The sequence below is a fragment of the Bradyrhizobium sp. WCU1 genome (genome assembly GCF_053474805.1).
In genome coordinates this window covers 4751765-4777215 of sequence record NZ_CM130280.1, presented here as the reverse complement: position 1 = coordinate 4777215, position 25451 = coordinate 4751765, and the positions used below count along the sequence as shown (strand labels likewise).

The following is a 25451-nucleotide window of genomic DNA, read 5'->3' as shown; positions in this document are numbered from 1 at the left end:
GGGGAAATCCCGCTGCGTGCCTTGCCTCACGAATAGTTCGGCGCATCAGGCTTGCGAAAGATCCGGATCGGATCGCCCGGCGTGATGTCGCGGCCGGTGAAGGTCACATAGGCATAGAGCGCGAGATAGGCGACGGCGATCGCACCCACGAGATAGAACAGCCAGGCTCCCAGGCGCTTCATCGAACCGTCACGTCTCCGAAATATCCGCGGCTTTTAGTGCGCTTGCCGGAAAACCGCCACGGCCAACATGCTGCGCCGGCCTCCCTGCCGTTGATCCCTTGAATCTTGCGGCCGGTTGCCGTATTCAATCTCCTATTGTGATTTTACTTTTAGACAACTGGAGAGTGATATGGCTCTTTACGCGCAGACCAGCGGCAACCATTCGACGAATGCCCCCACCTGGACGCCGATTCCCGGCCTCGCTCTGACGATTCCCGAAGGCGTCGGCACCACGGCCGTCATCACCCTCAACGTTCCGATGCCCTATGCCACCGGCAACGAAAATCCAGGCGGCACATTCGGTGTCAGCGTCAACGGCGCGATTTCGCCAGTCGTGGCGAGCTTCACCTACAATGAGCCGGTGCCGATCAGTTCGGGCCGCATCCCGACCACGCTGGTCGTCGGCATCCCGCTCGCCAACGCGGCCCAGTCCGTTCAGGCGGTCTGGTACGGCGTCCGCGGCAGCACCGTGATCATCGACAGCCCGGCGACGCTGAGCGCGGTCCTCTGAAGCATGATCCGGAAAAGTGCGAAGCGGTTTTCCGAAAAGATCATGCTCAAACAAGAGCTAAAGCGCGATGACGATTCAACCAAATATCATCGCGCTTTAAAGGCAGATCCGGACGGGCGGCGCGGCTGCGCGGATCAGAGCCTAACCCACGTCCCGGGCGTGGACGTGCCGTGATGGCAGGCTGACCTCGGCCAGCCTGGCGGCGTCCTCGTCGCGGTCGATCGCGACGTATTCGCCGTGCCAATACGCCAGCGCGGCGGTGCGTTCCGATGCGATCACATCGAGCACGCGGCCGATGACGATTGCATGAGAATGCCGCTCGATGATCTCCTCGACCTCGCAGTCGATCGCCGCCAGCGCGCCGACCAGCAACGGAACACCCGTCGCGCGCGTCGCCCATTCGGCACCTTCGAACCGCTCGGCGCCCTTCAGGCCGCCCTTGCCGGTGAAACGCTCGGCGATCTCGAGCTGATCTGCGTTCAGAATGTTGACGCCGAACGCGCCGTGACGCGCGATCAGCGGCCAGGAAGAGGCGGCGCGGTTGATGCTGACGATCAGCGACGGCGGCTCGACCGACAGCGACGACACCGAGGTCACCGTCATCCCCGAGATGTCCTTGCCCTTACCGGCCGTGATGATGCTGACGCCGCCGGTGAGATGGCGCATCGCGCCGCGAAAGTCGGCGGCGCTGACCGCGGGTTCGATCGAAACATTGCGCACGACGGAGTTCATGGCGACCTCACAGACCGGATGTGTCTTCACTGCCCTCGAGCAGGTGCTTCAGGATCTCGCCTTCCAGCGCGGCGAGCTCGGCCGAACCGCGCCGGCGCGGCCGCCGCAGGTCGATCGTGACATCCTCGGCGATCCGGCCGTCCTCGATGACCAGCACGCGGTCGGCGAGCGCGACCGCCTCGGCGACGTCGTGCGTCACCAGGATCGCGGTAAAGTCCTGGTCGCGCCAGACCCGCTCCAGCAATTGCTGCATCGAGATCCGGGTCAGCGCGTCGAGCGCGCCGAGCGGCTCGTCGAACGCCAGCACACGCGGCTGGCTGACCAGCGCCCGCGCCAGTGCGACGCGCTGCTTCTGGCCGCCGGAGAGCACCGCCGGCCACTGGCCGCGCTTGTCGCCGAGGCCGACCTCGACCAGCGCGCGCTCGGCGCGCGCCTGCGCATCGGCCGAGGAACGCTCGCGCCCCAGCCCGACCTCGACATTGGAGAGCACCCGCGCCCAGGGCAGCAACCGCGGCTCCTGGAACATGACGCGGACATCCTGAGCCCGCGGCTGTTCGCCGAAAGCGATGCTGCCCGCGGTCGGCGCGTCGAGTCCCGCGATCAGGCGCAGCAGCGTGCTCTTGCCGCAGCCGCTACGGCCGACGATCGCGACGAACTGGCCGGCCGGGATGTGCAGGTCGATGCCGCGCAGCACCTCATTGTCGCCGAACGCCTTGCGCAGGCCGCGGATGGTCAGCGACAGGCCGCGCGCCGCGGCTTCGGGCGCTCGCCGCAGCTGCCGCGCCTGCACGACAATGTCGGCGCGGTCGACCGGCTCGCCGTCCACCGCCTGGAAACGAAGCGCTTCTTGCATTCTCATTCTCACTTCTTCTGGAAGGCGGGATGCCATGACAAGGTCAGCCGCTCCAGCGCCCGCGAGGCGCTGTCGGCGAGCTTGCCGAGCAAGGCGTAGATCAGGATCGAGAGCACGACGACATCGATCAGCATGAACTCGCGGGCCTGCATCGCCATGTATCCGAGCCCCGACGAGGCCGCGATGGTCTCCGCGACGATCAAGGTCAGCCACATGATGCCGAGCGCAAAGCGCAGGCCGACGAAGATCGAGGGCAACGCGCCGGGGAAGATCACCCGGCGGAACAGCTCGCCGTCGGTCATGCCGTAGATCCGGCCCATCTCGATCAGCTGCGGATCGACGGTACGGATGCCGTGCAGCGTGTTGAGATAGATCGGGAAGAACACGCCGAGCGCCACGAGAAAGAGCTTGGCCGACTCGTCGATGCCGAACCAGAGGATGACGAGCGGGATCAAGGCCAGATGCGGGATGTTGCGCACCATTTGCAGCGTGGTGTCGGTGAGCTTCGCCGATAGTTGCGACAACCCGTTGGCGAGGCCGAAGGCGAAGCCGATGCCGCCGCCGATCACAAAGCCGATCGAGGCGCGCCAGAAGCTGACCCAGATGTTGCGGACCAGCTCGCCCGAGAGCAGCAGCTTCCACCCCGCAAGCGCGACATCGGTCGGCGCCGGGAGCACGCGTGACGGCACGTAGCCGGTGACGCAGGCAAGCTGCCAGATCAGAACGATCGCGAGCGGCACGATCCACGGGATCAGGCCGTCGACCCTGGGCAATTTGAGAACGCTGGAGCTGCTTCCGTTCCGATCGGATCGGATCGGAGCTTCAGATTTTTGGTTTGACGTGTTTTCTTCACGCGAACCGGCACCCACCTCGCTCGAAAACGCTTTGCGGCGCGGGAGTGAATCGATCAAGCTCATGATTGCGACGCCTGTTTCTGCGGCCGATATTCGTTGCCGATGGTCTCACCGAACGGCCCGGTGTTGACCCTGATCGACGTCACGTTGTTGCCGTGCGCAAGCGACAGCAGCGGGAACACCAGCTCGGCGAAGCGATAGGCTTCCTCCAGATGCGGGTAACCCGACATGATGAACGTATCGACGCCGATCTCCTGATACTCCTTGATCCGCGCTGCGACGGTCTCGGGATCGCCGACCAGCGCGGTGCCGGCACCGCCGCGCACCAGGCCGACGCCGGCCCACAGGTTCGGGCTGATCTCGAGCTGGTCGCGCCGGCCGCCATGCAGCTGCGCCATCCGCTGCTGGCCGACCGAATCCATCCGCGAGAAGATCTTTTGCGCGGTAGCGATGGTGTCGTCGGTGACGTACTGGATCAGCTCGTCGGCCGCCTTCCACGCCTCGGCATTGGTCTCGCGCACGATCACGTGCAGGCGGATGCCGAACGAGAGCTTGCGGCCGCGCTGCGCGGCAACCGCCTTCACCTTGGCGATCTTCTCGGCGACCTGCGCCGGCGGCTCACCCCAGGTCAGGTACTTGTCGACGGTGTCGACCGCGACGTCGATGCCGGCATCCGACGAGCCGCCGAAATACAGCGGCGGCCGCGGCGACTGCACCGGATTGAACAGCAGACGGCCGTCCTCGATCCTTATGTGCTGGCCCTCGACGTTGACCGTCTTGCCCGCGAGCAGATCGCTGTAGACGTTGAGAAACTCGCGGGTCACCGCATAGCGCTCGTCGTGGTCGAGGAAGATGCCGTCGCCCTTGTTCTCGATCGGATCGCCGCCGGTGACGACGTTGATCAGCAGGCGGCCGTTCGACAGCCGGTCCAAGGTCGCGGTCATGCGGGCGGCGACGCTCGGCGACTGCAGGCCGGGCCTGACCGCCACGAGGTAACGCAGCCGCTCGGTCCAGGGCGCGACGGCCGAGGCCACCACCCAGGAGTCCTCGCAACTCCGCCCGGTCGGCAGCAGCACGCCGTAATAGCCGAGCTGGTCGGCGGCCTGCGCGATCTGGCGCAGATAGTTGAAGTTCACCTCGCGGCCGCCGATCGACGTGCCGAGATAGCGGCTGTCGCCATGGGTCGGCAGGAACCAGAGGATGTTGGCGTTGGTTGGGGTGCTCACGTGCCCGGCCTCCATGCGACGTCGGAAATCTTGATTTGTTTGGGGATCAGGCCGAGCGCGAAGAACGTGTCGGCAACCTGTTGCTGATCCGCGATGACGGCATCGGTGACCGGCTTGATGCCGTAGGCCTGCCGCTTCAGCGCGACCTCCACCACCGGCACCGACAGGCCGATGTTTGGCGCCAGCTGTTCGGCGACGGCGTGGATATCGCTCTTGGCCCAGTCATCGACTTCGCTGAGCTGCGCCAGCACCAGCTCGACGATCTTCGCATCGGCCTGCAAGAACTTCTTCGAGGCGAAGTAGAACTGGTAGTTGGCGACGACGCCGGTGCCGTCGGCAACCGTGCGCGCACCGGTCGCAGCTTCTGCCGCGGCCTGGAACGGATCCCAGATCACCCAGGCATCGACCGCACCACGCTCGAACGCCGCGCGTGCATCAGCCGGCGCCAGGAACACCGGCTCGATCTCGGAATATTTGACGCCGGCCTTCTCCAGCGCCTTCACCAGCAGATAGTGGACGTTGGAGCCCTTGTTGAGCGCGACTTTCTTGCCCTTGAGGTCAGTGACCGACTTGATCGGGCTGTCCTTCGGCACCAGGATCGCCTCGCCTTTCGGCGCCGGTGGCTCGTAGGCGACATACTGGATCGGCGCGCCCGCGGCCTGCGCGAAGATCGGCGGCGCCTCGCCGGTGTTGCCGAAATCGATCGCGCCGACATTGAGCGCCTCGAGCAGCGGCGGCCCGGACGGAAACTCGGTCCAGACGACCGAGTAGCCGACCGACTTCAGCTTCTGCTCGAGCGAGCCCTTGCTCTTGAGCAAAACCAGCTTGCCGTATTTCTGGAAGCCGATGCGGACCACCTTGTCCTGACCGTAGGACGCGCCGACCGTCGCCGCGACGATGCTGACCGATATCACCGCGCGGGCGACCCAGCGCCGGAACAAACGCGTCATGGGAAATTCCTCTGCATTGCAATGACCAATCACACGCCGATCAGGTCTGGGTATTGCGCCAGACGATGTCGCGGATCGCGATCTGCTTCGGGATCAGGCCCAGCTTGAAAAAGCGATCGGCAACACCCTGCTGGGTTGCAACCACGTCATCGGTCACGGGGCCGACCGAGAAGCCGGCCCGCCGCGCCGCGATGGTCTGGATATCGAGCGGCACGCCGGTGACGGCAGCCAGCGATTTCGCGACCTCGTCGGGATGCGCCTCCGCCCACTTCGCGCTCGACGTCGTGACGTCGACGATCTGCTGCAGCAATGCGCCGTGCTTGTTCGCGAAGTCGCGGTTGGCGATGTAGAACGCGTTGGTCTTGGTGACGTCGCTTGTATTGATCAGAATGCGGCCGTTCTGCTTGGTCTCGGCGATCGCGAAATACGGATCCCAGATCGCCCAGGCATCGATGCCGCCATTGGCGAAGGCGGGGCCGGCGTCCGGCGGCGTCAGATAGACCGGTGTGATGTCATTATAGGTCAGCCCGGCCTTCTCCAGGGTCTGGATCACGACGTTATGCGCGCTGGATCCCTTGGTGAAGCCGACGCGCTTGCCCTTGAGGTCGGCAATGGTCTTGATTGCCGAGTTCTGCGGCACCAGGATGCCCGATCCGTTGATGATGGGCTGGGCCGCGGCATAGACGATCGCCGCACCCGCGGCCTGGGCGAAAATCGGCGGGGAATCGCCGACTGCGCCGTAATCGACGCTGCCGACATTCATCGCCTCCATCATCGGCGGGCCCGACGAGAATTCGACCCATTTCACACTGACGCCCTGTGGCTTGAAATGATTTTCCAAGGACTCGCGCTGCCGCGTGATAACCAGCACGCCGTTCTTCTGGTAGCCGATACGAATTTCCTTCGAGTCCGCCTGCGCCTGCGCGCCACGGGACAGCGCGGCTGATGCGGCTGTGGCGAGCGACAGCTGGAGGAACTCACGACGCTTCATTCCAAGAATCTCCTGACGATCAAACGCGCTACCGGGCGCGCGATCATGCGATGTCAGGATGATGGGGCGCGCGAATGAAGCTGTCGAGCACCGCACAAAAATAGCGATGCCTGCACTTCGGTGCAGGCATCGCGCGTGCCGTTTCGTTCAAGGCACAGGTCGCACGTAGCGAATTATTTTCTTCACGCGATTGCGAGGTCGCTGCACATTAATTCATCAGGCCTGCGGCTGCGGTCTTCGGGCCGACATTGACCGCGAGCTTACCATAACGGTCCGAGAACGCCTGGGTGTCGATCTCCTCGAGCTGGATCGAGCCGTCAAGCACCCCCCTCTTCCAGGCCTCGTGCTCGGGATCGTGCTGGAACTCGGGCATCACCTCTTTCCCGAACAACTCGAGCGATTCACAGATGTGCTCATGGGTGTTCTTGCCCGCCTGGTTGAGCAGGATCACCTGGTCGATATGCGAGGCGCGGAAACGCCGCAGCTTCTTGCGCAGTGTTTCCGGCGACCCGATCAGGCCGCCGCGCAACGCGGCCTCCTGCGCCTCCGGATTGTCGCGCTTCCACTTGTTGTACTCGTCCCACATGTTGACGGTGCCGGGCGCCGGGCGTTGCCGGTTCTGCGCCTGGCCGTAATAGCGCAGCGCGAACTGGAAGAAGGTCGCGCCGTCGGCGCGCCGACGTGCCTCCTCGTCGGTCTCCGCGCACATGAAGAACGAAACCAGCGCCATGTTGGGATTGATCTCGTAGTCGGCGAGCTTCTTCAGCCGCTTGGTGATCGCATTGTAATAGGCGTGCACCCAGGCATGCGCCGCCTCGGCGCTGACGAACTGGAAGCCGAGTGCGCCGAATCCGTTCTGCCCGGCGCGTTCGATGGTCGGCAGCTGCGAGCAGGCCATCCAGAGCGGCGGATGCGGCTTCTGCACCGGCTTCGGCACCACATTGCGCAACGGGATGTCGAAATATTTGCCGTGATGCTCGGTGCCGGTCTTGGTGAACATCGGGAAGATCGCCTGCACCGCTTCCTCGAACACCTCGCGCTTGGTCTCCATGTCGCGGCCGAACGGCGTCAGCTCGGTGATCGAGGCGCTCTCGCCCATGCCGAATTCGCAGCGGCCGTTGCTCAGGAGATCGAGCACCGCAACCCGCTCGGCGACCCGCGCCGGATGATTGGTGGTGAGCTGGAAGATGCCGTGGCCGAGCCGGATATTCCTGGTGCGCTGGCTCGCGGCCGCAAGGAAGGATTCCGGCGCCGGCGAGTGCGAATATTCCTCGAGGAAGTGATGCTCGACGACCCAGGCGTAATCGTAAGCGAGCCGGTCGGCGGTCTCCAATTGTGTCAGCGCATTCTGGTAGAGCCTGAGCTCGTCGCCGTCATTCCAGGGGCGCGGCAGTTGCAGCTCGTAGAAGATGCCGAATTTCATGGCGTCACTCCCAAGGTCGGGTCCATCTATCGTGGCCCGACCACTTGTTGTTTTCAGGCAGTCTAGTGCTGCTCCGGACCAAGTCTAGCCTCGGGAGTGAAACGCCAATTCCGCGCAGCGGAAGCCGGCTTGATCGGAACGCACGAATGGTTAGCTTGTAAGGAGCTGAGTCGCGGCGTTATTGATCGCGCGCTCACCCTTCCGAAAGCTCATGACCACCTTTACGCCGCATCAGGATTCCGCGCTGAAAGCCGTCGCCGACTGGCTGAAAGCCAAGCCCGGTCAGAACGGGACGCCGCCGGTGTTCCGCCTGTTCGGCTATGCCGGAACCGGCAAGACCACGCTCGCCCAGCACATCGCCGAGGGCGTCGACGGCGAGGTGAAGTTCGCTGCCTTCACCGGCAAGGCGGCGCTGGTGATGCGCAACAAGGGGTGCGACAGCGCGTCCACGATCCATTCGCTGATCTACCGCGCCCGCGAGTCCGGCGTCGAGCAGCCGAGCTTCGAACTCTGGGACGACGCGCCGGCATCGAAGGCCAAGCTGATCGTGATCGACGAATGCTCGATGGTCGATGCCGAGCTCGGCCGCGATCTGATGTCGTTCGATTGCCCGCTGCTGGTGCTCGGCGATCCCGCGCAATTGCCGCCGATCCAGGGCGGCGGCTTCTTCACCGACGCCGAGCCGGACGCGATGCTGACCGAGGTGCATCGCCAGGCGCAGGACGATCCGATCGTGCGGATGTCGATGGATATCCGCGAAGGCCGCGAGCTCGAGATCGGCCGCCACGGCGAGAGCGAGGTGGTGTCGCGCAAGGAGCTCGATCCGGACCGCGTGATGAGCGCCGACCAGGTGCTGGTCGGGCGCAACAACACCCGCCGCGCCTACAACATGCGGGTGCGGCAGCGGCTGAACATCGAGGATCCCCTCCCCGTCGCCGGCGACAAGCTGGTCTGCCTGCGCAACAACCGCAAGAAGGGCCTGTTCAACGGCGGGCTGTGGCGGGTCAAGGCGCGCGCGCAGTCGAAATCCAAGATCATCACCATGCGCGTGATGCCGGACGAGGATTTCGGCTACAAGGTCACCAAAGTCTCGGTGCGCGGCGAATGCTTCGACGGCGGCGTCGAGGGCGTGCCGTGGGAGCAGCGCAAGCCCTATGACGAATTCGACTTCGGCTACGTGCTGACCGTGCACAAGTCGCAGGGCTCGCAATGGGACGACGTCGTGCTGTTCGACGAAAGCTTTGCGTTCCAGGACTCGCGCGCGCGGTGGCTGTACACGGGCATCACGCGGGCGGCGAAGCGGCTGAGCGTGGTGGTGTGATGGCCCCGCAGGCGCCGACGTCATCCTGACAGCAGATGAGTGCGTGACACCAACATTCAGCGTCGTCCTGGCGAAAGCCAGGACCCGTTACCCCGGCTGCTTGTTGCTGCGGGACGCTCTGGGGCCACGATCCCGCCGACAGTTACATTTGGTGGTTATGGGTCCTGGCTTTCGCCAGGACGACGTGCGTGGAGGGGCCCGCGGGCAAAAATCCATCACCGTCATCCCTGAACCTCGCTGATTTCCCTCACGAAACCGTGTGGCCCGTGCCGTAACAAAACGGCCCCTCGCCCGTATTTTGAAGCGTCGGAGCAGCCGGCCCGGTTTGCCAATGCCGGCGCCCGCTCTAGACTGGCCCTTAAATTGCGATCCCACGAGGAACCCATGCCCAAGAGCTCCCTCAGCCGCCTCTCGCTTTGCGCCGCCGCGATCGGCGCGCTGGCCGTGGCCGCCTTTGCAATCGCGCCCTCGCTTGCCGCCGAGGACGCCGTGATCATCCCGCCGCCGGCGGCGGACGCACATGAGAGCGGCATCAAGACAGCCGTCCTGTCGGGCGGTTGCTTCTGGGGCGTCCAGGGCGTGTTCCAGCACACCGCCGGCGTCACCAGCGCGGTGTCCGGCTACTCCGGCGGCAGCAAGGCGAATGCCGACTACGAGAAGGTCTCGACCGGCACCACCGGCCACGCCGAGTCCGTCGAAATCAAGTACGACCCGCAGAAGATCTCCTACGGCAAGATCCTGCAGATCTTCTTCTCCGTCGTGCATGACCCGACCCAGCTGAATCGCCAAGGCCCCGATTCCGGCACGCAATATCGCTCGGCGATCTTCACCACCAGCGAGGAGCAGAAGAAGGTGGCGGACGCCTATATCGCCCAGCTCAACGCGGCCAAGGTCTACAAGAAGCCGATCGTGACCAAGGTCGGAACGCTCGAGGCGTTCTATCCGGCCGAGGGCTACCACCAGGACTATCTGACGCTGCACCCGAACCAGCCCTATATCGCGTATAACGACATCCCGAAGGTCGAGAACCTGAAGAAGATCTTCGCGGAGAACTACGTCGAGAAGCCGACGCTGGTGAGCAGCACCAAGGTCACCAACTGAGCAGCTCGCAAAGGAGGTTGAATGTCCGATACCAAGACCGACGGCAAGGTCCGCAAGAGCGAGGCCGAGTGGCGCAAGGAATTGACGCCGATGCAGTACGCCGTGCTGCGGGAGAAGGCGACCGAGCGGCCGTTCACCGGCGAATACGAACATGACCCGCGCAAGGGCACCTATGTCTGCGCCGGCTGCGGCCAGACGCTGTTCGAGTCCGACCAGAAGTTCGATTCCGGCTGCGGCTGGCCGAGCTTCTCCAAGCCCGCGATCGAGAGCCACGTCGACGAGGAGCGCGATGTGAGCCACGGCATGATCCGCACCGAGGTGCTGTGCTCGAAATGCGACGGCCATCTCGGCCACGTCTTCAACGACGGCCCCGGCCCGACCGGCCTGCGCTACTGCATCAACTCGGCGGCGCTGAAGCTGAACGAGACGAAGTAGGCGGCCACTACCCAAGCCCCGCGCGACCACCAACCGGTCGCGCGGGGCTTTGCTTTGCCTCGAGGGCCCAACAATATCCTCGTGATCGGCCCGAGCGATTAACGACTCGCGGCCCGGAATGTGCTTTGCTTGGAATCCGCGGGGCCGTCGGCGTCTCGCCGTGCGGCTGCCGCCTGTTCTGAGGAGGGCGCCATGTCGCTCGGATTGATCCTCATCATCCTCCTGCTGGTTATCCTGTTGGGCGGCTATAGCGGCCGGATCCGCGGCTATGGCTACGGTCTCGGCCACTCCGGAATGGGCCTTTTCGGGGTGATTTTGATCGTGGTCGTGATCCTGGCCTGGCTCGACAAGATCTGAGAGTCATAAGTCATTGAAATAAATAGACTTATTTGACCGGACCTCATGCCATGCGCGGATTCAGCATGTGCCCTGCCGGGGGCGCTTCTGGGGTCGCATTTTTGTCAAAGAGGCCTATATTAGGGATCGAAATGACATGTACGGCGCGCTGCCGATTGTAGGCCGTCGTCCCCAAAAATCCCTTTCGCCACGCCAACTGACAAGAGCACAAGAGGTCGTCGACCATGCGTCCCCTGCGTCCGTTCAACTACAATACGTCTGCCGAACTGTTTCCTGCCGCGATCCGCAAGAAGAAGCGGGCGGGCTTCGCGTACCGCCGTTTCGGCACCGCTGCCGAAGCCGTGCAGTTCGCGATGGAGCAGCTGCCGGCGGATTCGCTGAACGGAGCCTATCTTCAGGTCGAGGAAGCCCGTTTCGATCAGAACGGCATCCGCTCGCTCTATGAGAGCGAGGCATTCCCGCTGCCGCGCCGTCCGCGCCCCGCCGCCAGCCAGACCGACGCCGACGCCGCATAAGCTTTCTGCTCCTCCCTCAACGAAAAGCCCTCGGATTGTCCGGGGGCTTTTGTTTTTGGCGAAGAACTCTTCCTGCGCATGACCTGATCGGAAAACCGCCGCCCCCTTTTCCGGGTCATGCGCCTATCGCGGCTGCTTGTCGAGCCAGCGGCGCAGCATCCGCACGTTGCGGATGTTGGCGCGGAACATGACATCGAAGGCATCGCCCGCCACCGGCACCATGCCGACCACGCCATCGACGGCGACATTGGCGAGCATCCGCGCGGTGATGTGCCAGGGCGCGCCCAACAGCCGCGCCTCGCGCACCAGCCACAACGAGATCGCAGTCGTGATGAGATCGCCGACCACGGGGATCAGGCCGATCAGCCCGTCGATGCCGTAGCGGACATTGGTGCCCGGCAAGACGAAGGCGACGTCGAGCAGCTTTGCGATCATCTCGAGCCGCTCCAGCCGCTGCTCGCGGGTCAGATTGCCGAACGGATTGGCGCTCGAGTTGCGGAAGTCGAAGCGGAAGCCTTCCTGAAAACCTTGGAACGGGGGATGCAGCGGATCACCGCCGAGCTCGCGTCCGTCCTGATCGATCACCTTGCCGCGCGCCTGCGCGCCGCCGAAGGGCGGCCGCGATCGCGTGGCATAGGGCGTGAAGATGTCGTCCTCGGGCATGGCCATCACATGGTAACGCAAGCAGGCGGTTCAAGCTGCTTCACATTACCACTGTGTCACGTTCAAGGCCCGTTGCCTTCGCGGCCGCCTAAAGCACGATCCGGAAAAGTGCGAAGCGGTTTTCCGAAAAGATCATGCTCAAACAGGGGGCTAAAGCGCGATGACGATTCAACCCGGTCTCATCGCGCTTTAGAACACGCCCTTGTTCATGCTTCTGAGCCGCTGCGCCAGCGTCCGCATTACCTTCAACGCAAAATGCGGCGTCTGGCTGACGAGGAAGAGAAACTGCTTTTCCGAGACCGGGACGAGCTCGACATCCGTCAGCGCCGTGGCGGTCGCGCTCCTCGGCTCGTTGTCGATCAATGCCATCTCGCCGAAGATCGTGTCGGGCGCGAGGTCCGCGATGGTCTTGTTGCCGACCTGGATGCGCACATAGCCGCTCTTGATGACGAAGAGCTCATCAGCCTGTTCGCCTTCGCGAAAAATGACGCCGCCGGCCCGGACCAGGCGCGTTTCGATACTGTTGCCCGTCAGAAGGCTGAAGCTTGCATCTGCCACTCGAAATCCCTTTCTGCGGTACTGCTAAAACAAATGCGCGAAAACGAAGTAGAGAATGCCCGAGATCAGCATCGCCACCGGCAACGTCAGAACCCAGGCCATCGCGATGTTGCGGATCGTCGACCATTGCAGGCCTGACCCGTTCGCGGTCATGGTGCCCGCGATGCCGGACGACAGCACGTGCGTCGTCGACACCGGCAAGCCGTATCCGTCCGCCGCAGCGATGGTCGCGGCCGCCGTGATCTCGGCGCAAGCCCCTTGCGCGTAGGTCAGGTGGGTCTTGCCGATTTTTTCACCGACCGTCACGACGATCCGTTTCCAGCCGACCATGGTGCCGAGGCCGAGCGCGATGGCGACCGCGATCTTCACCCAGGACGGGATGAATTTGGTGGCGGCATCGAGCGAGCCCTTGTAGCGGTTGAGCGTCGCAACATCGGCATCGCTCAGCCCGTTGTCGCTGCTCTTCATGAGCAGGCGGAGCGCTTCCGACACCAGATACATGTCGTTGCGCGTGTTGCGGACGGTCTCGGCCGGGAATTTGGCCAGCGATCCGTACTGGGTGACCTGGTCGCTGATTTCGCGGACCAGGACGGCGAGTGACGGATAGGTGTCGTCGGTGAGTCGGCGAAACGCGATGTAGTTCGTCACCGCCGGGCGCGGGTCGCCGGTCACCTTGCGATCGGCGCCCCTGTCCTCGACGACCTTGCTCGCCGCGGCCGAATTCGCGGTGAACGCCTCGATCTGACCGGCAGGCATCGCGCGGTTGAGGGCGTAAGCGGTCGGGACCACGCCGATCAGGATCAGCATGATGAGGCCCATACCCTTTTGGCCGTCATTCGATCCGTGAAAGAAACTGACCAGGGTACAGGTCAGGATCAGGATGCCGCGAATCCACCACGGGGGCGGCTGGTCGCCTTGCGGCTCGCCGAACAGCGCCGGCGTTGCGCGCAGCAGCGCCGTCTTCAAACCGTAGAGCAGGATCGCAGCAAGCAGAAATCCGAACAGCGGCGACAGCAGCAGCGCCTTGCCGGTGTTGGCGGCCTGCGACCAGTCCACGCCGGACGTTCCTTCCCGTCCGTGCATCAGCGCGTTCGCAATGCCGACGCCCATGATCGACCCGATCAGGGTGTGCGAGCTTGAGGCCGGCAGTCCGAAATACCACGTGCCGACATTCCAGATGATCGCCGCGATCAGCAGCGCGAACACCATGGCGAACCCGGCGCTGCTGCCGACCTGCAGGATCAGTTCGACCGGCAGCAGGGAAACGATGCCGAAAGCAACCGCGCCGCTGGAGAGCAGGACGCCGATGAGGTTGAAGAAGCCTGACCAGACCACGGCAATATGGGCCGGCATCGAACGTGTGTAGATCACGGTTGCGACGGCGTTTGCGGTGTCGTGGAAGCCGTTGACGAACTCGAAACCGAGCGAGATCAACAGCGCGACGAACAGCAGCAGGAACGCGGCATAGGAGGTCTTGCCGGCGCCCGTGGCGCCGACATCCGCGTAGATGCTGTAGGCCACGAACAGCAGCGCGGCGCCGATCACGCCGAGATAGATGATGCCGGTGAGGGGATGAAAGCCCTTCTCGAGATCGGGACCGCCACGCCGCGCAGGCTCGATCGAACCAGGTAACGCCACATCACTCATGGATCGCCCCTCACGGCCACGGGAGGACAAAAGCGGCCATGTGACATTGGGACTACATTTACATGACAATCATGTGACGATTGCATGAAGAGTATTTTGCCCGGCTTGCGGCCCCGGACCTAATGCATTAATAAATTTAATATAATGGTCTGCTCGTTTGCATGCATTTGCCTGGCCTTGGCTTCTAACCCGACTGCAATATGCTCATTTCGCCCGAGTAGGCGCATCACCATACGTAGCGCACCACACCCTTGCCGGCGTAGCTTGCGGTGACGCCGGAGAACTCGCCCTCGAACGTCGCGGCCGCCGACCAGCCGTTTCGCCATTTCATTTCAACCGATGCCGTCGTCAACGCGGACTCGCTTGCTTGCGCCGCGCCGCTGACGACAAAGCTGGCGCCCGGCAGCGCCTGGAAGGTGGCAGCAGCCACGCGGCTTGGATTGTAGTCGTGCGCCCAAGCGAAGCGCGTGCGCAATGTCAGGATGCCGTCCTGCACCAGGAAAGACTTGTCGCTGCGCAGGCCGACTTCGCTGCGGATGTCGGTCACGCTCTGGGCGCCATATTGAAGCGCAAAGCTCGGCAGACCGGAGGTCGCCTGCTCGGCATAGGCCGGCAGATCGAAGGTCGTGAACTCGGCCGCGGCGTAAGGCGTCACGCCGACGCCGCCAGTCCACGGCGCGACGAAACGATAACCGCCCTCGATCCTGCCGGAATAGGCGTTGGCGCTGAACTCGGCGCGAAGCTGGTCGATGCCGGCGGCCGTCACCGTGCGGTTCGTAGTGATGTCCTGCCAGCCATAGGCGAGCGCGGCAGTGATGTAGGCCGGGCCATTGAAGTGGCGGATGTACGCACCAGCCTGGAACAGATCGGAGCGGCCACCGCCGAGCGTGTTGAGACTGAAGCTGGTGCCGCCGCCGGCCAGCGCGAAGCCCGCGAGCGTGTTCGGCGAGAACAGATAGTCGGCGCCGACGGCCGTGCCCGCAATGCGGCTCGTCGTGTCATTCGAGCCGACGGCGGCATTGCCGCTCGTCGATTGCGAGCCGCCAAACCCCGCCACCCAAACGTTCCAGCGCGGCACGAACGCCGCCGGCGGTGCCTTGGTGAACATCGCAAACGCATCACCGCCCCGACGTGCCGCATAGGCGCTCGTCTGATCGGCCTCCTCCGCGTAACCGGTCGCTGCCGACGATCCGCCAAGGCCGCTGCCCCTGCCCGCGAATGGATCGGCGAGCACGCCCATGAACTGGTGCATCGCATCGAATGTGGTCTGCTGCGAGCCCGTGGCGGTCTCGCCGGAGACCTGCGCCAGGCCGCCGGCAGTGAGGGAGCCGTAGAGCAGCGGAATGCCGCCGTTGTTGTTGAAGAAACTGGTCAACGCATTGCTGACCGCCTGCTGGTTGCCGCTGAAATTGCCAGGATTCGCAAAGTTCAGGACTAGGTTGAGATAGGCGTCGTTGGCGTCGTAGCTCAATACCGAGTGGAAATTCGCCGGCAGGTTGGTGTCGACAGACGAGCCGAATGTACCGGACACGCCACCTGTTGCGCTCAATATCGTGTATTGCTTGCTGATATACCGGCCAGGGACATAGACCGCGTTCACGATGGCGCCGCCGATCGTCGCCGTGCCGCTGACGGTGGCGGAGGATGCGGCCGACGGATTGACCTGCACCTGATAGATCGCACCCGGATCCAGCAGCAGATTGCCCGATACTGTCATCGACGTGCCTGGCGCGCCGTTGCCCGGCGCGAAGACGCCGCCGGAGCTGACGCGCGTCGTTCCGACCGTGCCTGCACCCATCAGCGTGCCGCCGCTCGCCACACTGAGATTGGCTGCCGCAGACAGGTCGCCGCTGACATTGAGCGTGCCTGCATTCACCGCCCATGAATTGGTCTGTCCGTAGGTGCCGGTGACCGTCCAGGTCGCACCAACCACGTCGAAGGCCGAAAAGCCCCGGTATTGCTTGGCGGCACCGATCGAGCTCAGGTCGAACACGGCGTTGCCGCCGATGCCGCCGAGCTGGATAGTGTCGTTGCCAGACCCGAACACCAGGCCTTGGATGGATGAGCCAGGTGCAAGCGTCAGCACGTTATTCGCACCGATAAAAACAATTGCGGCAGAACCACCGGAGATAGTGCCGGCATTGAAGATCGAGGCCCCACCACCTATGCGGATTGCTTGAAAAGTGGCTGCAATGGAGCCGGCATTAATGATGGTCTCCTCTTCGGCGCCGAAAATTCCGTAAACTGCACCACCGATGCTGCCGCCCGCGGCGTTGATCACGACCGAATGGCCATCGAGCGACAGGCCTGAAGTAATGGCGCCGCTGATGCTGCCTTGGTTGGCGATGATGAGACCCGGCCCGCCGTACATCCCGACGCCGGTGCCGGTGATTTGTCCGCCAGTGGTGTTCACCACAGACCCGCTTGCGGCATAGATGGCCGCATAGAAGTTCCCTGAAATCACCCCCGAATTGCTGATGTTGGCTGCGCCGCTGACGGAGATGGCGGTCGCGCCATTCGAGGTGTTGATGACACCACCCGCCTCGTTGGTCAGCGACAGATTGCCGACAGCTACGATGGCGTTGTTTGGTCCCGAGATTGTGGATCCGGATCCATTGATCACCGTTCCGTCGTGAATGGTAATGCCGATTGAACTGCCGGTGAGCGTGCTCCCGGCGCCAATGTTGATGGTGATACCACTCTCAGTGCCGGTCCCGTACCCAATCGTGCTTGGACCACTGGTGCCGGGCGCGCCGCCGCCCTGATTGGTTGTCGTGCCCGTGCACGACACCGTCACTCCGCTGGCGGACGCAGGCGTGCAGGCGGCATAAGCCGGCTCGTCCATCCACAACGCACACGCTGTCAGCAGTCCTGTAGCCAGTGTCAAGCGACGCAGAGCGCCGCCGCAATCCCGAATTCCAAACTTGCGCATTCCCAGCCTTCCCGTCGGGCAATCAGATTAGAAAGCACCAACGCCCCGGGTCGCAACTTAAAGGAGATTGCCGCGTTAGACGCAATGTGGACTGAAGCGACAGGATTGCCGAATTTGCAGATCATCCGCGATTGTGGCTGCGCAGCAACAACCGGCTCAGCCATTCCGGCGCACAGCCCACACTGAACTGGAGTCACCTGAGCTTGCGATCGCACAGGGATCGCGGCGCCCAATGTCACCAACTTGTCACAAACAACGAGCTGACGCCTTCCACGGGAAGCCTACGAATACATGTCCTAGTGCTGCGATACCGGCTGCGCCGGCGCATGCAGCTCTTCGGCGTATTTGTGCGCCAGCCAGGACGTGATCACGCCCGGGATGAAGCCGACCAGCCCGTAGAGGATGAACTGCACCGGCCCGCTTTCGGAGCCGTGCGAGGCGTAGGTCAGCGCCGCGCCGAGGAACGCCACGAGACCGACGATCAGCATCCGCACCGTCGGCGCGATCCGCCGCATATGCATCAGGATGTCGTCGATCGCGCCGAACATCAGCGACGGCACGATGCCGAACAGATAATTGTATTGCAGCGACTTCACGAACACGACGAGCAGCTTCGCCACTTCGCCGCCATTGGTCTCGGTCCAGTAGCCGGACTGATAGGTGGTCATCAGCAGCAGCAGGAAGCCGCCGATGAACGGCCCGATGGCTGCGAAGATCAGATAGCGTTTCATGGCGTGCCCTTGCCCGACGTCGGCCAAGTGTAACGCAGTCGCACGATGGTTCTAGAGAAAATCGAAAGCGCCCGGAATGTTCCGGGCGCTGCGCGGTGAATGCGGTGCAACAGCCAGAGGTTGCTGCGATACGGAATCGCCCGGACACAGCCGGGCGATGACATCTCACCCACCGAGGTGAGTGCGGAGGCCGCTACTCACCCCACGCCGCGAACGCGTCGTTGAATGCACGCTCGCCGGGGGCACCCTTCTCGATCGCGATGATGGCGCGGCGCTGGTTGGTGTAGACCAGCGGCACGTCGAACCAGGAGCGCTCCTTGAGGAGCTGCAGGTTGCGCGAGCGGTCGGCATCGACGTTGGAGAGGCCGACCAGGAAGAAGCCGTCGGTGACCTTGACCGCGAGGCCGGCCAGCGGCGTGCCGCGCGCCTGCTCGTTGGACTTCATCAGGATGCCCGGCACGTTGCCGACGCCGCCATTGGCGAAGTCCTGCGGCAGGATGAAGGTCAATTCCGCGGTGTGGCTCGCCGGCAGCGATGAATCGGTGTTGCGGCGGAACGACATCGTCATCTTGAACTTGCGATCGGGGATGTCGATGTCGGCGCGCACGGCGATGTCGGGCTTCTGGTTGCCCGATCCCTTGACCTGCTCGGTGCGCCAGACCACCGAACCGACATATTGCTTGCCCTTCGGATCCGACGGGTCCTCGTCATAGAGCACGACGCGCTGCGCCACCGGAGCGACCGGCTCGCCCGACGACGACGGCTGGCCGACCCGATCGGTGATCTTCTTGCTCGACGGCGTCGCCGCGGCGTCCTTCGGCGCCTCGACCGGCGCAGAGGAATTGAACAGGGTGCTGACATAGGTCAGGGCCGGCTTGCCCCAGAGAATGCCGGCGCCGACCAGGATCAGCAGGATGCCGATCACGATCGCGGTCTTGAACGGGAAAATCGAACCGACGCGCGGCCGCTTCGGCTCGCGCTCGGCATTGCTGACCCGCGACCGTGGCGGCGGCGCCTGTGGCGGTTGCTGCGGGGTGTAGCGCTCCGCCTCCTCGATCGACTCGTCGTAGGAGTACGGCGCCTCGGGATCGCCGCCGCGGTTCTCCAGGCTCGGCTCGAGCCGGTCGAATTCCGGCGAGGGCGACGGCACGTTGGCGTAGGTCTTGCGCGCGTTGCGGCTGGCCTGCGCCGCGGCACGACCGAGATCGTCGGCGTCTGCGGTGATGTCGCGGAAGCCGCGCACGCCGGGCGCGGCCGGCGGCACCGGCGGCGGCGCGGCTTCGCCGGCGCGGCGCGGCGAAGGCGGCCGTGCCTGGGTATCGAGGCCGGGCGGGTTTTGCGGATTCTGCGGCCGAGGCGGGGCCGGCGGCGGCACATCGGGGCGCAAATTGCGCGGCGGACGCGGTTCGGCCGGCGGTCGCGGGCGCGCGGCAGTGTCGGCAGCATTCGCCTCCGGCGGCCGTGCATTGGCCTCCGGCGGCTTCGGATTGGCACGGCGCAACGGGTCGGTGCTGCTGCGGGCGGCGCCGCCGGGCCGTGAGGCTTCACGGGCGCGTTGCGCGGCCTCGGACTCGACCTTGCGCACCGCCTCTTCCAGCGACAGCCGTTCGCGGGTGATCTCGGACTCCGAGAGCGGCGGCTGCACGCCGCGAAGTTGCTGGATCAACGCCGTCCGCGCCCGCGCATACAGCGCGCGGCGGGCTTCGCCGGGAGCGTTGGGGTCCAGTCCGGCGATGGCACGGGCGATCAGCGGGTAGTAGTCAGCCATTTCCACACAATTGGTGGGATATAGGTAATATCCCGTTAAGCCTCGAACGGATTCTGTACCAGAATAGTATCTTCACGTTCCGGACTGGTGGACAGCAGGGCGATCGGACACCCCACCAGCTCCTCGACCCGCCGAACATACTTGATGGCCTGGGCCGGCAGGTCCGCCCAGGACCGCGCATTGGCCGTCGGCTGCTTCCAGCCCTCGATGATCTCGTAGATCGGCTCCACGCGGGCCTGCGCGCCCTCGCCCGCCGGCAGATGGTCGATTTCCTTGCCGTCGAGCTTGTAGCCGATGCAGACCCTGATGCTGTCGAACCCGTCGAGAATATCGAGCTTGGTCAGCGCCAGCCCGGCAATTCCGCAGGTCCGGACCGTCTGCCGCACCAGCATCGCGTCGAACCAGCCGACCCGGCGCTTGCGCCCGGTGTTGACGCCGAACTCCTTGCCGCGGCGGCCGATTTCCTCGCCGATCTCGTCGTTCAGCTCGGTCGGGAACGGACCTTGGCCGACCCGGGTGGTGTAGGCCTTGCAGATGCCGAGCACATAGCCGACGGCGCCAGGGCCCATGCCGGTGCCGGTCGCGGCCTGCGCCGCCACCGTGTTGGACGACGTCACATAGGGATAGGTGCCGTGGTCGACGTCGAGCAGCGCGCCCTGCGCGCCCTCGAACAGGATGCGCTTGCCCTCGCGGCGCTTGAGATCGAGCAGCCGCCACACCGTCTCGGCATAGGGCAACAGCTTCGGCGCCAGCGCCGACAGCTCGGCCAGGATGCTCTGGCCCTCGATCTCCGGCAGATTGTTGCCGCGGCGCAGCGCGTTGTGATGCGCCAGCAGGCGGTCGATCTTGTGCGGCAGCGTGTCGAGGTCGGCGAGGTCCATCAGGCGGATGGCGCGGCGGCCCACCTTGTCCTCATAGGCCGGGCCGATGCCGCGGCGGGTGGTGCCGATCGAAGTGATGGCGTTGGAGGATTCGCGCAAGGAATCCAGCTCGCGATGCAGCGGCAGGATCAGCGTGACGTTCTCGGCGATGCGCAGATTGTCAGGCCCGACCGCAACGCCCTGCCCCTTCAGCTTGGCGACCTCGTCGAGGAAGGCCTGCGGATCGAACACCACGCCATTGCCGATCACCGCCAGCTTGTTCGGGCGCAGCACGCCCGACGGCAGCAGCGCCAACTTGTAGGTCTCGCCGTTGATCACCAGCGTATGGCCGGCATTGTGGCCGCCCTGGAAGCGCACGACGATGTCGGCTTGTTCCGACAGCCAGTCGACGATCTTGCCCTTCCCCTCGTCGCCCCATTGGGCGCCGACGACGACAACATTGGCCATTGCGAAGATGTTCCCTTCAGGTGTTTCAGACCATGACCATGATCGCGGCGAAAACGCGTCCGCCACAGCGATCATGCGTTGATATGCCCAGCCCAAACCGCGGCGCCCGGCCGCGCGCACGCAAGGCGCCTACCGGATAACGGAAGCGGGTCGGCTGCGCAAGCAAGAAGGGGGCCGTTTGCGCCTTTTGGACAAGCTACAACCCTTTGATATCCCCTGAAAATTCCATACGGCGCCGCGCCGCGCCACCCTGGCGGGAATTTAATGTTGGCGCGGCCCGGGGCAGCCCGTCCGGGCGATTGATCGGCGAGCCCATTGCGGCGATCATTCCGCCGTAACAACCGGCCGGATCCATGCCCAATTCGACCCAGGCGACGATGGCGCTGCGCAAGCTAGGCATTGCCTTCAAGCTGCACACCTATGTCTACGATTCCAACGCCGAGAGCATCGGGCTGCAGGCGGCCGAGGCGCTCGGCGTCGACCCGAACCGCATGCTCAAGACGCTGATGGCGGAGGTCGACGGCAAGCCGGTCTGCGCCGTGGTGCCGTCCGACTGCGAGGTCAGCATGAAGAAGCTTGCCGCGGCGCTGGGCGGCAAGTCGGCCAGGATGATGCGCCCGGCCGATGCCGAGCGGCTGACCGGCTACCATGTCGGCGGCATCAGCCCGTTCGGCCAGAAAAAGAAGGTACCGACCGCGATCGACGAGACCGCGCTCAGCCATGTCACGGTGTTCGTCAATGGCGGCCAGCGCGGCCTGCAGATCGAGATCGATCCGAACGACGCCGCGCTCGCCGCCGGCGCCTCGATGAAGGCGCTGGTGGCGACGCAGGATTGATCGTGGCGATCAGTGCGAGGATTTGTCCCGGACAAACTCCGCGCCAACGTAATCGGACAGGCCGCTCAATTCCTCTGCCGAAATATCGTTGACGTTGAGCCTGAGCTGCATGATCGCCAGGTCGAGCAGATGTGCGGCAAAGGTTGCGCCGGCCGCCGTCACGATGCTGCGCTGTTCGACCAACACCGCGATGACGTCGCGCAAGCTCCGCAATTGCACTTGATCCATGGCCCTTTGCCCGATGCTGGCCGTCGTGATGTGTGTTGTCATGGGGAAACCGGTTGCAGTGTGCTGATGGACGCCGCGCCGACGGGTGGAATGTACGGCAGCCGCGCGGCCTCCCCGCCGAGCTGCGGGATGCGCGAGCGGACCTCACGGACTTCGATGTCGATGGTCATTGGGGGCGGCACCAGCGTCACCGAGGCTTTCGGCCACGGCGCCGGATTCGGACTGACGGCGGTAAAGCGATAGGCCGCGGCGATCTCGAGCGCGAGCAATTGCAGTTCGAGCATCGCAACGCCCATGCCGGCGCAGGCGCGCGGTCCGGCCCCGAACGGGATGTAGGCGTCGGTGTTGTAGCGCCGCGTCATCAGGAAGCGGTCGGGCTGCTCGAAATGCCTGGGATCGCGCTGCAATTGCCAGGGGCAGAGCAACAGCGAGGTGCCGACCTTGAGGTCGCGCCCGCCGATCGTCACCGGCTGCATCACCTCGCGGGAGAACCACCAGGCGCTGGGATAGAGCCGGCAGACCTCCTTGACCAGGGTCGCGCTGACGTCGGCACGCCTGACCGCATCGACGCGCAATTCGCCGTCGTCACCGATGCAATCGGCGGCCTCGTCCGCGATCTCGTCCATCAGCGCGGGATCGGCCGCCATGTGATAGAGCACCCAGGCGGCGGTCGATCCGGTGGTGTGGTGGCCGGCCAGCAGCAGCGTGAGGATTTCGTCGTGCAGGTCGCGATCGCTGAGGCCGAGCGCCTCGAGATCGCGCAGCGCGCTGGTCGAGCCGGCGCTGCTGCGCAGCCGCTGCACCACGGTCGACATCGCAAGCTTGGCGCAGATCCGGTTCTGCCGCCTGCGATACCAAGACACCGGTCCAAGCGGCAGCACACGGAACATCTCGTCGGCGAGATCATCCTCGATGGTGCCGACCGCCTGCACCAGGGCCTCCTCGTCGCCGGACGAGATGACCTGGGCGCCGAACACGGCGATGCAGATCGTGCGCAGCGCCAGCGTCGCCGTGAAGCGATGCGGATCGAACGCGCCGAGCCGCGCCAGCCGCGCGCCGACCGCGCGGATCTCGGCGCACATCTGCGGCAGGTATTTTTCGACGCTGCCCTTTGCCATGTGCTTGTGCAGCACCGCACGCCGCCGCTTGTGCTCGTCGCCATGCAGCATCAGCGAGCTCTGGCCCAGCACCGGCGAAAGCTTCTTGATCAGCCGGCCCTTGCCGATTTCGGTTTCCGGCGCCTTCAGGATCGGGCGGATCAGATCGGGATCATTCACCAGTAACACCGGCGCAGGCCCGAGATGGAGCGGCACCAGCCCGAGCGGCGCGGCGTTGCCGCGCTCAAGCAGGAATTTGAGCGGGTCGCTCCGAAACGCTCGAACGTCCGAGAACATGTGTGGCATCGTGGATCTCCAATTGCCGTCCAAGGTCGAGGAATTTGGTGAGGCCGGGATTGCCGGCGATATCGAGCGGGATCTCGCCGGCGAGCGCCGTCAGCGGTCGGCCATAGCGGTCGTTGCCGATCACCTGCGGCGGACCGTAGCGCTGGGTGCGGATGCCCATCCGCATCAGGAAGCGCTCATAGGTGAGGTCGGCCATCGCCACCAGCGCCGCTGCGCCGCGCAACTCGGCGAAGCGAAACATCAGCGCATAGTTGGCGCGCGCTGCGGATGCGGTGGCCGCACCCGGCAGCACACCGAAGCGGCTGATTTCCCAGGCGTCGCGGCGACTCGGAAAGCGGCGCTGTGCCAACTGCGGGAAGACCGACTTGGTGAGATAGGGGTAGTCGGTGCGGATGGCGCGGAAGCCGCCGATCAGTTCCGAGCCGAGAAACAGCAGGCAATGTTCGGTATACCAGACGTCGAACTGGTCGCGCTCGACGTCGCCGGTCGTGGTCAGAAGCCAGCCGCAATGATCGACGAACAGCTGCTTGCGCAGCCTGAGCATCGCCTGAACATGTGCCGGATAGCGCTCCTCGGTCGTGACGAGCGCATGGTATTCCCCCCAAAGGTGCGACATTCCCTCCGCCTCCAGATATCGCCGGCATCTGGGACAAAAAGGCTTAATTGTGGTACCCCCGGAAACCGGGGGTTTTACTCAATGGTCCTGGCAGAAGCGATTTCGAGCATCGAGGCGTCGGGCACGATCGACGAGCTTCGGCTGTCGCTGCACAAGGTCATCCAGGACTACGGCTTCGCCAGCTTCGCCTTCATCGATGCCGGCCGGCCCGAGCTCGACCTGCCCTACCACACCGGCACCTACAACCCGGCCTGGGAGCGCGCCTACATCCAGAACGACTTCGTCCATTGCGATCCGGCGTTGACGCGAGTCCGGCGAACCAACACGCCGTTTCACTGGGGCGAGCTGAAGCTGCCGGAGCGGCAAGGCCGCAAGCGTCCACCGGAGCTGAGGATGATGGAGGCCGCGCGCGATCAGGGATTTCGCCAGGGCTTCGTCGTGCCCTTCCACTATCGCGACCGGCTCGGCGCCGTGCATTCGAGTTCGACGGTGTTCTTCTGGGAAGACCAGCCGCGCGACTTCGACAAGCTGTTCATCTGCCACCGGCATGAACTGCATCTGTTGATGATCTACTGGGTGCAGCGGGCGATGGACATCGTCAACCGCGACCAGCGCAATGCGCCGTCCATCCTGAAGCCGGCCGACGCCGCCGAAACCATCAAGCTCACGGGGCGGGAAAAAGAAGTGATCGCCTGGGCGGCGCGCGGCAAGACCGTGGCCGACACCGCGCAGATCCTCGGTATTTCGCCGGAGACGGTGGAAGGCTTCATCAAGCAGGCGCTGCGCAAGCTCGAGGCATCGAACAAGACGCACGGGGTGGCGAAGAGCATCGCGCTCGGGATCATCGACTTGTGAGCGGCGCCGCGCAGCGATCGCGGCGGACTCGGGATTGCTGGCGCGCGTCAGGCGGAAACACCGCGACATGTGGCGAGGTCACACATCCGGGTTGGATTCATCACACCCGTCGCTCGCAAGTTGCATTCGTCTGCAGTCTTGATAATAAGGTCAGGGACCGGGTGATGCGAATGCGAGCGTCGCGGACCATGGGTGCGCATCGCACTGTCCACCCGGCGCGACGGCCCGGTTGTCGTGGAGGCGCGGATATTCCCGCATGTCGGACGGTGCGGCCGGACCAATCGTCGATCCGGATCATCCGTAGAAGTCCCGTCGCGACGAACCGCAGTTCCATTTGCTACCAATCTTGGTCGGGGACATGCCGCCAACCGACGTAGCTGGAGATCGCCGAAGCGC

General features: G+C 64.5%; 26 protein-coding genes. 8 read left to right on the top strand and 18 right to left on the bottom strand.

From position 1 onward, the window contains the following. Nucleotides 1-26: 26 nt before the first annotated feature. Nucleotides 27-182 carry a hypothetical protein gene (locus ACTUWL_RS22120; RefSeq protein WP_021076997.1) on the bottom strand — a complete coding sequence of 52 codons (156 nt, stop codon included), beginning with the start codon at nt 180-182 and terminating at the stop codon, nt 27-29. Nucleotides 183-351: 169 nt separating this feature from the next. Between ACTUWL_RS22120 and ACTUWL_RS22115 the strand changes: the two genes are divergently transcribed. Then, on the top strand, nt 352-732 hold the full coding sequence (locus ACTUWL_RS22115; RefSeq protein WP_021076996.1) for a hypothetical protein: 381 nt from the start codon (nt 352-354) through the stop codon (nt 730-732). Nucleotides 733-873: 141 nt separating this feature from the next. Here the strand turns inward: ACTUWL_RS22115 and ACTUWL_RS22110 are convergent, their stop codons facing one another. From ACTUWL_RS22110 to ACTUWL_RS22080, 7 genes are all read right to left on the bottom strand, one after another. Beyond that, nucleotides 874-1464 (bottom strand): flavin reductase family protein, encoded by a 591-nt coding sequence (locus ACTUWL_RS22110; protein WP_021076995.1) that lies wholly within the window; start codon nt 1462-1464, stop codon nt 874-876. A gap of 7 nt (nt 1465-1471) precedes the next feature. Continuing rightward, a complete protein-coding gene (locus ACTUWL_RS22105) occupies nt 1472-2317 on the bottom strand; it encodes an ATP-binding cassette domain-containing protein (RefSeq protein WP_021076994.1) in 846 nt (281 codons plus the stop codon). Nucleotides 2318-2325: 8 nt separating this feature from the next. Beyond that, nucleotides 2326-3090, bottom strand: coding sequence for an ABC transporter permease subunit (locus ACTUWL_RS22100; protein ID WP_210256672.1), 765 nt, complete (start codon nt 3088-3090; stop codon nt 2326-2328). A gap of 140 nt (nt 3091-3230) precedes the next feature. Next, nucleotides 3231-4412 carry an FMNH2-dependent alkanesulfonate monooxygenase gene (ssuD, locus tag ACTUWL_RS22095; protein ID WP_035650137.1) on the bottom strand — a complete coding sequence of 394 codons (1182 nt, stop codon included), beginning with the start codon at nt 4410-4412 and terminating at the stop codon, nt 3231-3233. Next, the gene (locus ACTUWL_RS22090; protein ID WP_021076991.1) at nt 4394-5347 is read right to left on the bottom strand and encodes a sulfonate ABC transporter substrate-binding protein; all 954 of its coding nucleotides are present in this window, start codon (nt 5345-5347) and stop codon (nt 4394-4396) included. The genes ssuD and ACTUWL_RS22090 overlap by 19 nt, the downstream gene beginning before the upstream one ends. A gap of 40 nt (nt 5348-5387) precedes the next feature. Beyond that, complete coding sequence (locus ACTUWL_RS22085) at nt 5388-6338, bottom strand: sulfonate ABC transporter substrate-binding protein (RefSeq protein WP_021076990.1); 951 nt, start codon at nt 6336-6338, stop codon at nt 5388-5390. Between the two features lie 208 nt (nt 6339-6546). Continuing rightward, entirely contained in the window at nt 6547-7761 is a 1215-nt protein-coding gene (locus tag ACTUWL_RS22080) for an LLM class flavin-dependent oxidoreductase (RefSeq protein WP_021076989.1), read from the bottom strand. A 211-nt stretch (nt 7762-7972) separates the two neighbouring features. Between ACTUWL_RS22080 and ACTUWL_RS22075 the strand changes: the two genes are divergently transcribed. From ACTUWL_RS22075 to ACTUWL_RS22055, 5 genes are all read left to right on the top strand, one after another. Continuing rightward, complete coding sequence (locus ACTUWL_RS22075) at nt 7973-9082, top strand: ATP-dependent DNA helicase (protein ID WP_021076988.1); 1110 nt, start codon at nt 7973-7975, stop codon at nt 9080-9082. Nucleotides 9083-9466: 384 nt separating this feature from the next. Continuing rightward, entirely contained in the window at nt 9467-10183 is a 717-nt protein-coding gene (msrA, locus tag ACTUWL_RS22070; protein WP_021076987.1) for a peptide-methionine (S)-S-oxide reductase MsrA, read from the top strand. Between the two features lie 21 nt (nt 10184-10204). Beyond that, nucleotides 10205-10618, top strand: a complete 414-nt coding sequence (gene msrB / locus ACTUWL_RS22065) for a peptide-methionine (R)-S-oxide reductase MsrB (protein ID WP_021076986.1) — start codon at nt 10205-10207, stop codon at nt 10616-10618. Between the two features lie 192 nt (nt 10619-10810). After that, a complete protein-coding gene (locus tag ACTUWL_RS22060) occupies nt 10811-10975 on the top strand; it encodes a DUF3309 family protein (protein ID WP_021076985.1) in 165 nt (54 codons plus the stop codon). Nucleotides 10976-11199: 224 nt separating this feature from the next. Then, nucleotides 11200-11490, top strand: a complete 291-nt coding sequence (locus tag ACTUWL_RS22055) for a hypothetical protein (protein WP_016844322.1) — start codon at nt 11200-11202, stop codon at nt 11488-11490. 123 nt (nt 11491-11613) lie between these two features. Here the strand turns inward: ACTUWL_RS22055 and ACTUWL_RS22050 are convergent, their stop codons facing one another. From ACTUWL_RS22050 to ACTUWL_RS22020, 7 genes are all read right to left on the bottom strand, one after another. Next, nucleotides 11614-12159 carry a DUF4112 domain-containing protein gene (locus tag ACTUWL_RS22050; protein ID WP_021076984.1) on the bottom strand — a complete coding sequence of 182 codons (546 nt, stop codon included), beginning with the start codon at nt 12157-12159 and terminating at the stop codon, nt 11614-11616. 183 nt (nt 12160-12342) lie between these two features. Further along, entirely contained in the window at nt 12343-12711 is a 369-nt protein-coding gene (locus ACTUWL_RS22045) for a Crp/Fnr family transcriptional regulator (RefSeq protein ID WP_021076983.1), read from the bottom strand. A gap of 24 nt (nt 12712-12735) precedes the next feature. Next, on the bottom strand, nt 12736-14358 hold the full coding sequence (locus ACTUWL_RS22040) for an inorganic phosphate transporter (protein ID WP_021076982.1): 1623 nt from the start codon (nt 14356-14358) through the stop codon (nt 12736-12738). 226 nt (nt 14359-14584) lie between these two features. Next, nucleotides 14585-17290 carry an autotransporter outer membrane beta-barrel domain-containing protein gene (locus ACTUWL_RS22035; protein WP_021076981.1) on the bottom strand — a complete coding sequence of 902 codons (2706 nt, stop codon included), beginning with the start codon at nt 17288-17290 and terminating at the stop codon, nt 14585-14587. A gap of 296 nt (nt 17291-17586) precedes the next feature. Further along, nucleotides 17587-18021: a DUF5413 family protein gene (locus tag ACTUWL_RS22030; RefSeq protein WP_021076980.1), complete on the bottom strand. Its 435-nt coding sequence runs from the start codon at nt 18019-18021 to the stop codon at nt 17587-17589. Nucleotides 18022-18214: 193 nt separating this feature from the next. Beyond that, complete coding sequence (locus ACTUWL_RS22025; RefSeq protein WP_106940072.1) at nt 18215-19789, bottom strand: hypothetical protein; 1575 nt, start codon at nt 19787-19789, stop codon at nt 18215-18217. A 35-nt stretch (nt 19790-19824) separates the two neighbouring features. After that, nucleotides 19825-21117: an adenylosuccinate synthase gene (locus ACTUWL_RS22020; RefSeq protein ID WP_021082458.1), complete on the bottom strand. Its 1293-nt coding sequence runs from the start codon at nt 21115-21117 to the stop codon at nt 19825-19827. 353 nt (nt 21118-21470) lie between these two features. On the opposite strand from ACTUWL_RS22020, the gene ybaK reads away from it, so the two are divergent. Continuing rightward, nucleotides 21471-21953, top strand: coding sequence for a Cys-tRNA(Pro) deacylase (gene ybaK / locus ACTUWL_RS22015; protein WP_035653647.1), 483 nt, complete (start codon nt 21471-21473; stop codon nt 21951-21953). A 9-nt stretch (nt 21954-21962) separates the two neighbouring features. Here ybaK and ACTUWL_RS22010 read toward each other — a convergent pair whose 3' ends face one another. From ACTUWL_RS22010 to ACTUWL_RS22000, 3 genes are all read right to left on the bottom strand, one after another. Next, nucleotides 21963-22157 (bottom strand): hypothetical protein, encoded by a 195-nt coding sequence (locus tag ACTUWL_RS22010; RefSeq protein ID WP_291732099.1) that lies wholly within the window; start codon nt 22155-22157, stop codon nt 21963-21965. Between the two features lie 62 nt (nt 22158-22219). Further along, on the bottom strand, nt 22220-23584 hold the full coding sequence (locus ACTUWL_RS22005; protein WP_021082461.1) for a cytochrome P450: 1365 nt from the start codon (nt 23582-23584) through the stop codon (nt 22220-22222). Next, a complete protein-coding gene (locus ACTUWL_RS22000) occupies nt 23523-24200 on the bottom strand; it encodes an acyl-homoserine-lactone synthase (protein ID WP_021082462.1) in 678 nt (225 codons plus the stop codon). Before ACTUWL_RS22000 ends, ACTUWL_RS22005 begins: the two co-directional genes overlap by 62 nt. Nucleotides 24201-24281: 81 nt before the next feature. Here ACTUWL_RS22000 and ACTUWL_RS21995 point away from each other — a divergent pair, with 81 nt between their 5' ends. Continuing rightward, nucleotides 24282-25055: a helix-turn-helix transcriptional regulator gene (locus ACTUWL_RS21995; RefSeq protein WP_021082463.1), complete on the top strand. Its 774-nt coding sequence runs from the start codon at nt 24282-24284 to the stop codon at nt 25053-25055. Nucleotides 25056-25451 lie beyond the last annotated feature (396 nt).

Bases quoted from the DNA above. Each gene is read 5' to 3' on its own strand.
- ACTUWL_RS22120 (WP_021076997.1), bottom strand. From the start codon at position 182: ATGAAGCGCCTGGGAGCCTGGCTGTTCTATCTCGTGGGTGCGATCGCC.
- ACTUWL_RS22115 (WP_021076996.1), top strand. From the start codon at position 352: ATGGCTCTTTACGCGCAGACCAGCGGCAACCATTCGACGAATGCCCCC.
- ACTUWL_RS22110 (WP_021076995.1), bottom strand. From the start codon at position 1,464: ATGAACTCCGTCGTGCGCAATGTTTCGATCGAACCCGCGGTCAGCGCC.
- ACTUWL_RS22105 (WP_021076994.1), bottom strand. From the start codon at position 2,317: ATGCAAGAAGCGCTTCGTTTCCAGGCGGTGGACGGCGAGCCGGTCGAC.
- ssuD (WP_035650137.1), bottom strand. From the start codon at position 4,412: ATGGAGGCCGGGCACGTGAGCACCCCAACCAACGCCAACATCCTCTGG.
- ACTUWL_RS22090 (WP_021076991.1), bottom strand. From the start codon at position 5,347: ATGACGCGTTTGTTCCGGCGCTGGGTCGCCCGCGCGGTGATATCGGTC.
- ACTUWL_RS22085 (WP_021076990.1), bottom strand. From the start codon at position 6,338: ATGAAGCGTCGTGAGTTCCTCCAGCTGTCGCTCGCCACAGCCGCATCA.
- ACTUWL_RS22080 (WP_021076989.1), bottom strand. From the start codon at position 7,761: ATGAAATTCGGCATCTTCTACGAGCTGCAACTGCCGCGCCCCTGGAAT.
- ACTUWL_RS22075 (WP_021076988.1), top strand. From the start codon at position 7,973: ATGACCACCTTTACGCCGCATCAGGATTCCGCGCTGAAAGCCGTCGCC.
- msrA (WP_021076987.1), top strand. From the start codon at position 9,467: ATGCCCAAGAGCTCCCTCAGCCGCCTCTCGCTTTGCGCCGCCGCGATC.
- msrB (WP_021076986.1), top strand. From the start codon at position 10,205: ATGTCCGATACCAAGACCGACGGCAAGGTCCGCAAGAGCGAGGCCGAG.
- ACTUWL_RS22060 (WP_021076985.1), top strand. From the start codon at position 10,811: ATGTCGCTCGGATTGATCCTCATCATCCTCCTGCTGGTTATCCTGTTG.
- ACTUWL_RS22055 (WP_016844322.1), top strand. From the start codon at position 11,200: ATGCGTCCCCTGCGTCCGTTCAACTACAATACGTCTGCCGAACTGTTT.
- ACTUWL_RS22050 (WP_021076984.1), bottom strand. From the start codon at position 12,159: ATGGCCATGCCCGAGGACGACATCTTCACGCCCTATGCCACGCGATCG.
- ACTUWL_RS22040 (WP_021076982.1), bottom strand. From the start codon at position 14,358: ATGAGTGATGTGGCGTTACCTGGTTCGATCGAGCCTGCGCGGCGTGGC.
- ACTUWL_RS22035 (WP_021076981.1), bottom strand. From the start codon at position 17,290: ATGCGCAAGTTTGGAATTCGGGATTGCGGCGGCGCTCTGCGTCGCTTG.
- ACTUWL_RS22030 (WP_021076980.1), bottom strand. From the start codon at position 18,021: ATGAAACGCTATCTGATCTTCGCAGCCATCGGGCCGTTCATCGGCGGC.
- ACTUWL_RS22025 (WP_106940072.1), bottom strand. From the start codon at position 19,789: ATGGCTGACTACTACCCGCTGATCGCCCGTGCCATCGCCGGACTGGAC.
- ACTUWL_RS22020 (WP_021082458.1), bottom strand. From the start codon at position 21,117: ATGGCCAATGTTGTCGTCGTCGGCGCCCAATGGGGCGACGAGGGGAAG.
- ybaK (WP_035653647.1), top strand. From the start codon at position 21,471: ATGCCCAATTCGACCCAGGCGACGATGGCGCTGCGCAAGCTAGGCATT.
- ACTUWL_RS22005 (WP_021082461.1), bottom strand. From the start codon at position 23,584: ATGCCACACATGTTCTCGGACGTTCGAGCGTTTCGGAGCGACCCGCTC.
- ACTUWL_RS22000 (WP_021082462.1), bottom strand. From the start codon at position 24,200: ATGTCGCACCTTTGGGGGGAATACCATGCGCTCGTCACGACCGAGGAG.
- ACTUWL_RS21995 (WP_021082463.1), top strand. From the start codon at position 24,282: ATGGTCCTGGCAGAAGCGATTTCGAGCATCGAGGCGTCGGGCACGATC.